Annotated in this window: 12 protein-coding genes and 1 other annotated feature; of the genes, 11 read left to right on the forward strand and 1 reads right to left on the reverse strand. The window is 47.0% G+C overall.

Annotated features, from left to right (window positions below; all coding sequences use genetic code 11):
- Window positions 1-108 precede the first annotated feature (108 nt).
- The 11 genes from ACFQ3W_RS08335 (at window position 109) to ACFQ3W_RS08385 (ending at window position 10,680) form a co-directional block, all read left to right on the forward strand.
- The gene (locus ACFQ3W_RS08335) at window positions 109-792 is read left to right on the forward strand and encodes a DUF2953 domain-containing protein (protein ID WP_379318521.1); all 684 of its coding nucleotides are present in this window, start codon (window positions 109-111) and stop codon (window positions 790-792) included.
- Window positions 765-1,256, forward strand: coding sequence for a GerW family sporulation protein (ytfJ, locus tag ACFQ3W_RS08340; protein WP_379318523.1), 492 nt, complete (start codon window positions 765-767; stop codon window positions 1,254-1,256). Before ACFQ3W_RS08335 ends, ytfJ begins: the two co-directional genes overlap by 28 nt.
- Window positions 1,257-1,386: 130 nt before the next feature.
- Window positions 1,387-2,616: a D-alanyl-D-alanine carboxypeptidase family protein gene (locus tag ACFQ3W_RS08345; RefSeq protein ID WP_379318525.1), complete on the forward strand. Its 1,230-nt coding sequence runs from the start codon at window positions 1,387-1,389 to the stop codon at window positions 2,614-2,616.
- Window positions 2,617-2,663: 47 nt separating this feature from the next.
- Window positions 2,664-3,293 carry a nucleoside recognition domain-containing protein gene (locus tag ACFQ3W_RS08350; protein WP_379318527.1) on the forward strand — a complete coding sequence of 210 codons (630 nt, stop codon included), beginning with the start codon at window positions 2,664-2,666 and terminating at the stop codon, window positions 3,291-3,293.
- 6 nt (window positions 3,294-3,299) lie between these two features.
- Entirely contained in the window at window positions 3,300-3,833 is a 534-nt protein-coding gene (locus tag ACFQ3W_RS08355; RefSeq protein WP_379318529.1) for a spore maturation protein, read from the forward strand.
- Window positions 3,834-3,913: 80 nt separating this feature from the next.
- The gene (locus ACFQ3W_RS08360) at window positions 3,914-4,660 is read left to right on the forward strand and encodes a pseudouridine synthase (RefSeq protein ID WP_379318531.1); all 747 of its coding nucleotides are present in this window, start codon (window positions 3,914-3,916) and stop codon (window positions 4,658-4,660) included.
- A gap of 321 nt (window positions 4,661-4,981) precedes the next feature.
- Window positions 4,982-5,509 (forward strand): redoxin domain-containing protein, encoded by a 528-nt coding sequence (locus tag ACFQ3W_RS08365; RefSeq protein ID WP_379318533.1) that lies wholly within the window; start codon window positions 4,982-4,984, stop codon window positions 5,507-5,509.
- 19 nt (window positions 5,510-5,528) lie between these two features.
- Window positions 5,529-7,199, forward strand: coding sequence for a cytochrome c biogenesis protein ResB (resB, locus tag ACFQ3W_RS08370; RefSeq protein WP_379318535.1), 1,671 nt, complete (start codon window positions 5,529-5,531; stop codon window positions 7,197-7,199).
- On the forward strand, window positions 7,196-8,461 hold the full coding sequence (ccsB, locus tag ACFQ3W_RS08375) for a c-type cytochrome biogenesis protein CcsB (RefSeq protein WP_379318537.1): 1,266 nt from the start codon (window positions 7,196-7,198) through the stop codon (window positions 8,459-8,461). Before resB ends, ccsB begins: the two co-directional genes overlap by 4 nt.
- 61 nt (window positions 8,462-8,522) lie before the next feature.
- Window positions 8,523-9,239: a response regulator transcription factor gene (locus ACFQ3W_RS08380; protein ID WP_379318539.1), complete on the forward strand. Its 717-nt coding sequence runs from the start codon at window positions 8,523-8,525 to the stop codon at window positions 9,237-9,239.
- Between the two features lies 1 nt (window position 9,240).
- Window positions 9,241-10,680, forward strand: a complete 1,440-nt coding sequence (locus tag ACFQ3W_RS08385) for an ATP-binding protein (protein WP_379318542.1) — start codon at window positions 9,241-9,243, stop codon at window positions 10,678-10,680.
- Between the two features lie 161 nt (window positions 10,681-10,841).
- Here ACFQ3W_RS08385 and serA read toward each other — a convergent pair whose 3' ends face one another.
- Window positions 10,842-12,431 (reverse strand): phosphoglycerate dehydrogenase, encoded by a 1,590-nt coding sequence (serA, locus tag ACFQ3W_RS08390; RefSeq protein ID WP_379318544.1) that lies wholly within the window; start codon window positions 12,429-12,431, stop codon window positions 10,842-10,844.
- 348 nt (window positions 12,432-12,779) lie between these two features.
- Window positions 12,780-13,006 (reverse strand) — a binding site (T-box leader).
- Window positions 13,007-13,049 lie beyond the last annotated feature (43 nt).

Consider the following 13,049-nt stretch of genomic DNA (forward strand, 5'->3'; position numbering starts at 1 on the left):
AAGCCGGAGGTTATTTTTTTACAATAAAACCGTCTTAGCGAATTTTATCCTTCCGCAAAAGCCATACTACAATAAGAATTTTATCTGATAGGTATGGAGGGCTTTCCCGTGTGGATTTGGCTCGGAGGCATCCTGATCCTGCTGCTGCTTATAGTAGCCTTGATTTTGCTGTCTAAAATTACTCTACAATTGACTATTTTAAAAAATAACCGGGACGATACCATACTGATCGATGTGAAGATGCTGTACGGCTTCGTCTCTATCCATTATCAGGTGCCTTCCATTCTCATGAGAAACTGGAAAGAAGGTCTGCTGTTTGAGCAGGATCGAAGCGATAATGTGCTCAAAGGGCATACGTCGAGTCAACAGCAATCCATAGATAAGGACAAGGTCAATACATGGATTGATGAATTTCGGATTATGCTGGCGGCGACCAAGGGCTTTAAGAGGTGGCTGCACCGTACCCTCCGCCGCTTGACATTCCGGGAACTCGAATGGTCTACAAATGTTGGGCTGGACGATGCTGCCCATACGGCAACGCTTACCGGAGCGCTTTGGGGAGTCAAAGCCACTTTAGTCGGCTGGTTGACCGGGTATATACGTCTGACTAAACGCCCCAAGCTGTTTGTCGTTCCTGAATTTGGGGGCAAGCCGTTATTTTCCACGGAAATCCGCTGCATAGCCGAAATTCGGTGCGGATATGCTATATATGCTGGACTGGTACTTATAGTTCGCGTGTTAAAAGTGAAGGGAGGAGTGAAGAAATGGTGGACCATCCTATTCAAGGATTAATGCAAACGGCAATGGAGAATATCAAGGATATGGTTGATGTAAACACCATAGTCGGTGAGCCGGTCGAAACGTCGGAAGGCAGTGTAATTTTGCCGATTAGCCGCGTGGGTTTTGGTTTTGCAGCCGGTGGTAGTGATTTTAACATTGAAGGTAATCACGAAAAGCACACCGAGGGAGGAAAAGCCAGACCTTTTGGGGGTGGTAGCGGCGGCGGTGTTTCCATCAATCCGATTGCCTTTCTTGTCGTAGGAAAAACGGGCGTGCACATTGTGCCGCTGGATAATCAAACCCATTTGGTAGAGAAAATCATTGATACCGTACCGAACCTCATCGACAAAATCCAGTCCATGTTCCCGAACAACAACAATGTTACGAATGCAACGATGGTGGCTACTCAATCGGCTCAGAACGTAGCACAGCAAACTAACCCCAATCCCAATCACAACGTTCATCCGTTTGCGTAAACCGACCGTTCGATCCTTTCCGGGAACCCGGGAAGGATCTTTTTTTGGCAAAAGAGCTTGGACATAACCTAACAGAACGACGCATATAGTGTACAAGTAGCTTGCTACATTTAACCGGAGGAAACCAACTATGAGAATAACAAAAGCTCGGAACTTACGCTCAACTTTAAGCTGGGGAGCTCGTGTGACCATCCTAGCGTTCATACTTCAAACTGTTGGGGTACAAGCCACGTTTGCAGCGCCGGCCCCCACGCCCCCTTTGATTCACGCCCAGGCTGCCGCATTAATCGACGTGACTTCTGGACGTATATTGTATAGCTATCGAGGGGACGAGCAGTTACCCATCGCCAGTTTGACCAAAATTATGACTGCCATCGTTGCCATTGAACACGGAAAATTGGAGGATATGGTTACGGTAGGGCGTAATGCGTATGCCAAAGAAGGCTCCTCCTTGTATCTACAGCTTGGTGAAGAGATGAGCCTTGAGAACATGTTATACGGCTTAATGCTACGATCGGGTAATGATGCAGCCACCGCTATTGCGGAGCATGTAGGAGGCTCTGAAGAGGGCTTCGTTTATCTGATGAATGAAAAAGCGAAAATGCTGGGGCTAAAGTATTCCCATTTTCAAAATCCGCATGGGCTGGATGATAAAGGTCATTATTCGTCAGCCAACGATATGGCCAAGCTAACCGCTTATGCTTTAAAGAATCCACATTTTAAGGAGATCGTTCGCACGAACAGCAAAAGAGCCCCTAACCCGAACGACCCTTGGGATTATAAATGGCTAAACAAAAATAAAATGCTTCGCTTTTATGAAGGAGCGGACGGGGTCAAAACCGGATATACGAAAATCGCTAAACGCTGCTTAGTTAGTTCTGCGACGCGTGGCGGACAGCAGCTCGCTGTTGTAACACTTAATGATGGCGATGATTGGAATGATCACCGAAATTTACTTGATTTCGGATTCGCACAATATCCGCTAAACAACATTATTACTGACGGTCAGGCTATTCAAAACGGTCTCGTTACCGGGGCGGGTTTCAGCTTTCCCTTAGCGAAGGGTGAGGAGAGTAAGCTGGAGAGAAGGCTGAAGCTAAACAGAGCAACTGTGGCATCATTCGGCTACTGTGGAAAGATTGTTATTACTTTAAATGGAAAAGAGATCGGCACGGTTCCTGTCTACGAGGAGGGGAGCAGGCCTTCTCCCCATCAGACCGATGAAACCTGGTCAGGTCAGATTGGAGAGAAGAGTTTAAGTCTGGGCTCAGGCTTAAGGAATGGCAAACGGATCATTTTTCCTGAAGAGTGGGGGGGCTCATTCGGCAAAATCATCAAAACGATGCTGTTTTCCAATTAAAAATGCCACCACCCGTGCGGATGGAGAGGGAAGGGGAGGGAGATGTTATGGTCAATAAAATATGGCTTGCTTTGTTGTTAATTGGATTTATGTTCTCGGCAGCCAAGGGGGAAATTGGTACGGTAACGCAGGCGGCTTTTGACGGGGCTGCGACAGGCGTAACAGTATGCTTCGGATTAATCAGTGTTCTAGTATTCTGGCTTGGAATTATGCGGTTGGCTGAAGATTCGGGGTTGGTCAAAGCGATTTCCAAGCTGCTTGGCCCCCTCGTATCGTATTTGTTTCCAGATGTACCGAAAAATCACCCAGCAATGGGTTACATACTATCGAATATGAGCGCCAATTTGCTGGGATTGGGCAATGCGGCTACTCCGATGGGCATTCGAGCCATGCAGGAACTCCAGGAGCTTAATCCCGACAAAGAGAGCGCCTCCCCAGCGATGTGTACACTGCTTGCTCTTAATACAGCGAGCATTACGCTGATTCCGACGACCTTAATAGCGATTCGCATCAATTTTCATTCTGCAAATCCGGCAGAAATTGTAGGCTCTACACTGCTGGCCACGGCGATTGCAACAATGGCGGCAATTATGGCAGACAGGTGGTACCGCGGGCGTAGCATGAGCCGTAAACCTCCTCGTCCAACACAGCCTATATTGTCGCCGTCAAAGAGGTGAGTGGCCTTGCTGGATTGGATTAATGTTGTCTCGACCTGGGCCATTCCTGTGATGATTGCATTTATACCCCTTTATGCCTATTTTAAAAAAGTCCCGGTTTATGACACTTTCGTCGATGGGGCAAAGGACGGGTTTTCCACCGCGATTGGAATTATTCCTCACCTCGTCGGTATGATGGTGGCGATCAGCGTATTTCGGGCATCCGGTGCCCTTGATTTTTTTGTCGGATGGGTTGCTCCACTTCTAGAGAGGCTGAACGTTCCTGCTGAGGTGCTTCCTCTGGGCATTTTAAGGCCTTTGACCGGCACAGGCTCCTTAGCCTTTACTACCGAATTAATTAAAGCGTATGGCCCGGATTCAATGATTGGAAGGATCGCTTCTACCATTCAGGGCAGCACCGACACTACGCTTTATGTTCTCACGGTCTATTTTGGGGCCGTTGGGATTCGAAATGGGCGTTACGCACTGAAGGTCGGTTTGTTCTCCGACATTGTCGGCTTTGTGGCGGCGATTGCAGTATGCTTGCTACTATTCAGCTAATTGCTAATTTTCAATCTTACCACCGCTATTGTGATTTTAAGGTCCTATGGGTATCATGAGTATGAGGTGACTAATCGAATATGGAAAGATTGCAAAAGATTTTGGCCGGAGCAGGTGTCGCTTCTCGCCGGAAATGTGAAGAATTGATCCTGAACGGCAAGGTTCAGGTTAACGGAGAAACCGTAACGACCTTGGGTACCAAAGCGGATCCGGCCGTGGATGTAATTACCGTCGACGGGAAAAGAATCGGCGCGGAGAAGAAGCTGTATCTCGTTTTTAACAAACCGAAAGGGGTTATTACGAGCGCTTCGGATCCCCAAGGAAGAAAAATCGTCACCGACTATTTAAAGGGTGTATCGGAGCGGGTTTATCCGGTAGGCCGGCTTGATTATGATACGGAAGGTTTGCTCCTGCTAACCAATGACGGCGAATTTGCCCATTTGCTGACGCATCCGAAGCATCATGTACCGAAAACCTACCACGCAACTGTAAAGGGCGTGCCGCATGGTACAGAGCTGGACAAGCTCAAGCAGGGAATTATGCTGGAAGATGGCATGACCTATCCAGCCGAGGTGGAGTACCAGGACATTGATCCTGAAGGAAAATTCGCCACCATCTCGATAACGATCCATGAAGGAAGAAACCGCCAGGTGCGAAGAATGTTCGAAGCTATTTCGCATCCGGTGACCAAGCTAAAAAGAATATCATTCGGAGACCTGTATCTCGGTAACTTGAAACGGGGCCTTTACCGCCATCTTACGAAAGAAGAAATCGAAGGTCTGTACAAACAAGCCCGTACAATCTCCACCCCATCCTCCAAACGCTAAAAGAGGGCGGTAAACAAGGTAACGAAGAGAAAATTGGAGCTAAGAAGCGAAAGCCCAAACTTTTCTCGGAGTTGCCTTTTTTTACTGCCCACCACACAGCACCAAAAGGGCGGTGATCAAGGTAACGAAGAGAAAATTGGAGCTAAAAAGCGGAAGCCCAAACTTTTCTCGAAGTCACCTCTTTTTCACCGCCCTTTTTGCCTGTCACACAATATTCATATTTCCCCTAGCTGAAATCATAGCAATATTCGATATAATGTTCATAGGATGTTCACGATTTGTTCAATAATTATGACAAATTTCACTGAAGGGGAATGGTATATGGGTAAAGCGAGACGGCCGATTCAAATCGTCATTTTAGCTTTAATCGTCGTCCTTGGCGGATATGCCATCGGCTCTGTCGTATTTGGCAGTGACGGGGGGAAACCGATCGTAGGCGACAAACCTCCTGCAATCAAGCTGCTTGGACTGGACAGCAAAGTACATACACTAGATGAATATAAAGGTAAGGCACTCGTTATCAATTTCTGGGCTACATGGTGTACCTATTGCGTTAAGGAGATGCCGGCTCTTCAAGCCCAGTGGAAGAAATGGCAAGATCAAGGCGTCGTTATCCTAGGAATTAACACCGGTGAAGATGAAATGACGGTACAGAATTTTACGAAACAGACTGGAGCAGATTTCCCAATTCTGTTCGATACGGACAATAAAGCGGTCCGTGATTACGGAGTAGTGCCGATGCCGACAACATTTTTCGTTGATAAGAAAGGTAAAATTTCCTCGATCCATGAGGGCGAGCTGAACCTGGAAACGCTGGATGAACAAATCAGGCAGCTGGTGAATCCTTGAAGGGGGGGAGGAGCCGAGTATGATTGAAAATACAAAATGTGAATGTGGACACCAGAACCGAGTAGGAACCGTACTGTGCGAAGCTTGCGGGAAACCATTGTATGAGAGCAGCAATCCCGGCGAATTGCTGGAAATGAGGTACGACGGAGCGGCTCGGCGCTCACAGCGGGCTAATCCGAATGTCATTGACCGTGTATGGAACTTTTTTTCTTCGGTGAAGGTAGCCATCTACCTCATCATTTTTACACTGATTGGGGCAATATTCGGTACTATTTTTGAACAAGAGAGCAACTTCATCAATTTTGATCCTTCTACTTATTACAAAGAGAAGTACGGAACGATTGGCGATATTTATTATAAGCTGGGGCTATCACATACCTATGAATCCTGGTGGTTCATTCTGCTGCTGGTAATGATCGGAGCCTCGCTCGTCATCTGCAGCCTGGATAGAGTGCTGCCATTATACAAAGCGCTTTCAAAGCAAAAAGTACGTAAGCATCCCTCATTCCTAACCCGTCAGAGAATCGTTTATCAAGGCAGCGTTGGTGAGGATGCCGAGGCTTGGGTACAGCGGGCCGTGGAGCCGCTTCGCAGGAAACATTACCGGGTATATACAGAAGGCAGCTCGCTCCTTGCCGAGAAGCAGCGATTCAGCCGCTGGGGCCCTTACGTGATTCATATCGGACTGATCATCTTTTTACTGGCAGTGCTATTCCGCGGGCTTCCGGGCTTGCATTTGGACAAACATTATTGGTTTCCTGAAGGCGAAATTACGAGGATTCCTGATACTAATTTATTTTTGAAAAACGAAAAATTTACGGTCGAATATTACAGTGATGCGGAAATGTCCAATGACTTCAAAGGGACCGGCAAGGTCGTTCCGAAGTTGTTCGAGACGAAAGCAGTACTATATGAATGCACGGCTAATTGCGATGATCCTAGCAAGGAGCCGAAGCTGAAGGAAGTCATGCGCCATCCAATTCAGGTTAACGATCCTTTAAGCTACAAAGGACTCAAGGCATATCAGTTTGATTTCAACTTAACACCGAAGCTCCGGTCGGTTCAGCCTATGTTGGTGGACAAGAAAACAGGAAAGTCGTATGGCAAGTTCAAGCTGGATATGAAGAACCCGCAACGTGAATTCAAACTTGGCCCATATACGCTTGAATTAACTAGCAAATATATGGATTTTTCCTTGGATGAACAAGGTCAGCCGATTTCAAAATCGGGAGAGCCAAACGCGCCGGCTTTTCTCTTTAGAGTGAAAGGACCGGATCTACCGGCTGAGGGCGCACCGTATATTTATTTTCCAAAACAGATCGACAAAGCCCGTTTTCAGCAGGATGCGATCAACGAGAAGCTGGGCGGTTTGCAAAATAAACTGGAACTGGATGTCTCTGGCATGAAGGATGTGGATTTCATTAGCGCGTCAAGTTATCTGAATATCCGCATTGACCGAGCGATGCCTTTCGTATGGTTTGGACTTTCAATTGTAATGCTGGGTTTAATCATCGGGTTCTATTGGCAGCATCGCAGGATCTGGCTTCGCATTGACGGTGGGGTGCTTACTCTTGGCGGGCACACGACGAAAAATTGGTTTGGGATGCGGCGGGAGGTTTCCTCGTTCTTGCAAGCGATGGGCGTGGAAGCGGATGAGAAGTCTTTGGAAAACGGGGGAGAACATCCATGAACTTTTTGGAAATTAGCCGAATAGGCTTTATGTGTGCATTTTTTCTGTACTGTGCTGCTTTTATTTTTTATGTTATTGCCGTTACCGGAAAAACGTGGCGAAATCATGATCCTGAGCGGCATGAAGCAAAGTGGGGGCGTATTTCTTTTGCTGCATCCTCACTCGGCTTAATCTCGCATTTAATATACTGCGGTACACGCTGGGCTTATAGTGGGCATGTTCCCGTCAGTAACATGTATGAGTTCATGACATTTTTATCGATGATGATCATGATAGCTTTTACGGTCGTTTTCTTAATGTATCGAAAAATATTAATCGGGATGTTCACGCTCCCGCTAGCGATCATCATCATGGCCTATGCAGCGGTATTTCCGCAGGACGTTCAACCGCTGATTCCTTCGCTACGTTCGATTTGGCTTTATATTCACGTAACTCTTGCGGCGACTGGCGAATCTTTTTTTGCGGTCGGTTTTATCGCAGGTCTAATGTACTTATTACGTACGATAGATTTCCGTGGATCGGACAAAATATCACGTCGGCAAAAATGGTGGCTTGAATTTACGCTTTTTTCTATTATTATAGTATTGGGCTTTATTGTTTCCGTTTTCTCTTTCCGAGCTTCCGGATATGAAGCGGTTTTTATACAAAATCAGACAAGGATTGACAGCCAAGTACAACAAAATAGTACAATAGTAACGAAAGAAGTTTATAAACTTCCGCCTATTGTGGCACCGCATCAAAGCGAGCCCGAACGTATGCAGTCGTTCCTCGGGATGAAAAAACCTTTGTTCGAGGCACCATCATGGATGAAGGGAGCCAATGCGGGGCGTAAACTGAATACCGTTATTTGGGCTATACTAACGGGTACAGTGCTTTATTTGCTGCTTAGACTTATCATCCGCAAGCCACTGGGTCAGGTGATTGCTCCGGCCTTACGCGGAGCCTCTCCGGACGTATTGGACGAAATCAGCTATCGATCGATTGCGATCGGTTTTCCTATCTTCACGCTGGGGGCACTGGTGTTTGCCATGATATGGGCACAGCAGGCCTGGGGGCGGTTCTGGGGTTGGGATCCGAAGGAAGTGTGGGCGCTGATCACTTGGCTGTTCTACAGTGCGTACTTACACCTTCGTTTATCGCGAGGCTTTCAGGGGCGTAAAGCTTCCTGGCTCGCCGTTTTAGGTTTTTTGGTTGTCATGTTTACATTAGTAGGGGTTAACCTGATTATTGCCGGCCTACATTCCTACGCAGGCACCGATTAATTGCAATCAACCATATAGACTGCTCAAGTGTATGGGGAAGATGATGAAGGGGTTGTTGTTAATGTCAGATCAAGCAAACCGCATTCTAGTAGTCGATGATGAAGAACGTATTCGCCGGCTGCTGAAAATGTACTTGGAAAAAGAAGGTTATGAAATCGATGAGGCAGAGGATGGAGAAACCGCTTTGAAAAAAGCGACTTCCGGAGATTACGGACTCATTCTTCTTGATGTGATGCTGCCGGGAATCGACGGTGTTGAAGTGTGCAATCGGTTAAGACAAATTAAAGCGACACCCGTATTGATGCTGACCGCGAAAGGTGAAGAGATTAACCGAGTACAGGGCTTCGAAGTCGGTGCCGATGATTATGTCGTCAAACCGTTTAGTCCTAGGGAAGTCATTTACCGTGTCAAAGCGATCATGCGCCGTGCTTCGGCGACTGCCTATTTGACCAAGGAAAGCGGGACGAGCAACAACATCGTGTTCCCTCATCTTATCATCGAGCACGATGCTCACCGTGTAACAGCTAGTGGTCAAGAAGTTAGCTTAACCCCAAAAGAATACGAGTTGCTGCATTATCTTGCAGTTTCACCGGATAAAGTATTTTCACGTGAGGAATTACTGAAAGACGTGTGGAATTACGAATTTTTCGGTGATTTGCGCACGGTGGATACGCATGTGAAACGGCTCCGCGAGAAGCTGAACAAGGTGTCCCCTGAATCGGCAGCAATGATCACGACCGTGTGGGGAGTTGGCTACAAGCTGGAGGTAGCGAAATAAAGTGAATTTTTGGAGAACGCTTGTCGGTAAGCTCTGGATTACGATTATTTGCCTTGTAGCTTGTGTGATGATGCTGATGGGCTTATTTCTGTTGCCGTATATCGATACGAATTTTACCAACTCGGTAGCTGTCAAAAGGTTGTTCGTTATCGTCTGTATGATCGGTTTTTCACTTACAACCTTTTTCGCCTTATTCTTATTCACAAAAATAACGCAGCCGATGCAGAAGCTGATCCAGGCGACAGATTCGGTCCGTAAAGGCAAATATGATACGCGACTCTCTTTAAGAACGAGTGATGAGATCGGAGAGTTAGCCAATACGTTCAACCATATGGCTGAGGAACTAGAAAATACAATTCGCAGCCTGAAGCATGAGAAAGAGCATTTATCCAGCGTACTCCGCAGCATGAATGATGCGGTCATCACCCTAGACCGTGAAGGTTATGTGATTCTTACCAATCCACCAGGAGATCAGATACTGAACATGTGGATGGATCTTCCCGAAGCAGAGTTGGAGGTGGGATCGGATTCTGCAGGCCATGGACAGTACATTCCACAGCCGCTGCTTCCGATGTTCCAGCGTGTTTTGGCTCAGGAAGGCGACCAGAGAATGAACGTCCATGTCATGAAAGGCGTATGGTCGGTCCATATGGCTCCGCTTGCGTCAGATGGAGAAATTCGTGGGGCAGTTGCAGTATTACGGGACGTTACCGAAGAGGTGCGTCTCGAAAAAATGCGCCGCGATTTCGTAGCCAATGTATCACATGAAATTCGAACACCTCTGTCTATGATGCAAGGATATAGTGAAGCTCTCTTGGACGGTATGGCCACTTCTCCAGAGGAAAGCGCTGAACTGGTGCAGGTCATCCATGATGAATCCCTGCGTATGGGCAGACTCGTTCGTGATTTGCTCGACCTTGCCCGTATGGAGGCTGGCCACATTGACATGGCGATTGGCCCGCTGGATTTCCGGGAGCTTGCCGAACGCATGTACCGCAAGTTTATGGTACGGGCTAAAGAGAATGGAGTAGACCTGAAGCTGGAGCTTGCTAACAGCAAGCTTGTGGTTCAAGCTGATGAGGATCGTTTGGAGCAGGTACTAACAAATTTACTCGACAATGCCTTTCGGCATACCCCAGAAGGTGGAGCTGTATTCATTTGGGCCGGAACGGAGCAGAACGACCGGGGAGAAGAGCTGCATATTACGATCAGCGATAACGGAGTTGGTATTCCAAGCGATGATTTACCGTTCATATTTGAACGCTTCTATAAGGCTGATAAAGCCCGGGTACGCGGAGAAAACGGAGGAACCGGACTAGGCTTGTCGATTGTGAAGAACATTATCGATGCGCATCACGGTTCAATCCATGCGGAAAGCGAAGTCGGCAAAGGAACGACCTTTCATATCGTACTCCCTGTCGAAAAGGTGCAATTATCGTAGTATATCAAGACATCCTTTGCAAGAAGGATGTTTTTTTGTTGAATGCCGCAGATAAATCTTGTTCATCGTGGAACAATCGTACAAAGTAAGATAACATAAACAGCGCGAATGAAGGGGGAAATCCCTAAACTCGCGCTGTTTGACATTAACGTTAAAAGTTATTATTCAAATGTGAGCTGCAACGCTTTGTTCAAATCAGGAATTTTAGTCAAATCAACCAATACTTCCTTGGTTACCTCTTTATCCACGGTCAGCACCATAATCGCTTCTCCGCCGACCAATTTGCGGCCAACCTGCATGGAAGCGATGTTGACATCGTTTTTGCCTAACAAGGTACCCACATTTCCGATAATGCCTGGTTTGTCATTATGGGAGATAAAGATTAGGTGACCTTCTGGAGCTACGTCTACCGGGAACTTGTCGATTTGTACGATCCGAGCACCATAGCCATTCAGGCTCGTACCGGCGATTCGACGTTCGGTGCCGTCCTGTGTTTTAAGCGTTAAGGTAATTAGGTTGGTGAAGCCTTTCGTAGCGGAAGCCTGAGATACAACCACATTGATATCGCGAATTTTTGCCAGGTGCATGGAATTGACGATGTTGACGTCGTTGCCAAAATGGCGGGACAACACACCTTTAATAATATAGCGAGTGAGCGGTTGTGTATCCACTTCAGCAAGGTCGCCAGCATAGTCTACGTGAATTTCGTGTACGGCCTGATTGTTAAGCTGTGCGGCAAAGATGCCGATTTTCTCGCCAAGCTCAAAATAAGGCTGCAGCTTATTCATGACACTAGGTGCTACTGGAGGCATATTAACCGCATTTTTAAACGGCTCGTTCCGCAAAATATGCAGTACCTGCTCCGATACGTCGATCGCTACATTCTCCTGAGCTTCAACGGTAGAAGCACCAAGGTGCGGAGTAACGATAATTTTCGGATTGTGGAGGAAAGGATGGTCGGCCTCCGGTGGTTCTTTCTCAAACACGTCGAAGGCAGCTCCTGCTACAATTCCTTGGTCGATTGCTTCGACGAGAGCAAGCTCATCGACAACACCGCCGCGGGCACAGTTGATGATACGCATACCTTTCTTCATGACTTCGAATTGCGGACGTGCAATCATATGTTTAGTTTCAGGTGTAAGGGGAGTATGCACTGTAATGAAATCTGCATTTCTCACGATATCGTCGACAGTCGACAGCTTTATGCCAAGTTTATCAGCCCGCTCTGCCGTCAGGAACGGATCATAGCCCATAATCTCCATGCCAAAAGCTTTTGCGCGTTTGGCCACTTCGCTACCGATCCGGCCCATGCCGAGTACGCCAAGTGTTTTGTTACGCAGCTCTACGCCAAGAAACTTGCGGTCCCATTGTCCTTGGATCGTTTTTGCATAAGCTTGAGGAATGTGGCGAGCCAACGCCATCATCATGGCAAAAGCATGCTCACACGTGGTGATCGTGTTGCCATCCGGCGCGTTGATGACGATAATCCCGCGTTTAGTTGCGGCCTCAAGGTTGATGTTGTCTACCCCTACACCAGCGCGACCGATGACTTTTAGGCGAGTCCCAGCGTTCATGATTTTCTCGGTGACTTTAGTTTGACTGCGTACAAGCAAGCCGTCGTATTCGGCGATGATTTGCACCAATTCGTCCTCGGTTAGCCCTGTTTTCTTCTCAACTACGACATCGCTTGCGTCTACCAATTGTTGAATCCCCAGATCGCTAATCGGATCCGATACTAACACTTTAAACATGATTGACCCTCCTAAAAGTTTTGTATAGCAAGGCTTCCCCGAAAGTTCTACGTACAAAACTTTCTTCGGAAGCATAAGCTTAAGTTTTGTATAGCAAGGCTTCCCCGAAAGTTCTACGTACAAAACTTTCTTCGGAAGCATAAGCTTTAAGTTTTGTATAGCAAGGCTTCTCCGAAAGTTCTACGTACAAAACTTTCTTCGGAAGCATAAGCTTAAGTTTACTGCTGTTTTCCGTTACAGTTGTACTGCACGAAAGGATGATGTTTAGAAGGTCCCGTCTGATACACTTCCTTCGGCCGAAAATAGAAGGGTAACAAAAAAACCCTCAATCCGCATACTACTTCCGTAGTAAGGGACGAGAGTTAATCGTGGTACCACCCTAATTCACTGCATCTTTACAGAAGCAGCCTCATTTGTCATCACTGACAGACTGATAACGGAGTTCTTCCGACTGCGCCTACTAACGATTCAACGCAGTAACTCAGGAGCGCTAAAGGTGTCATTCCGCTACCGGTTTGCAGCACCACCGGCTCTCTGGAAGCTTTCTGACAACTTTTTTCCTTCAAAGTGTTCTTCAAATGTAATTTTTCATAATGTATCATGGTCCGTCAAAGGTGT

It is taken from the genome of Paenibacillus puldeungensis (genome assembly GCF_042678945.1).
Taxonomy (GTDB): Bacteria; Bacillota; Bacilli; order Paenibacillales; family Paenibacillaceae; genus Fontibacillus; species Fontibacillus puldeungensis.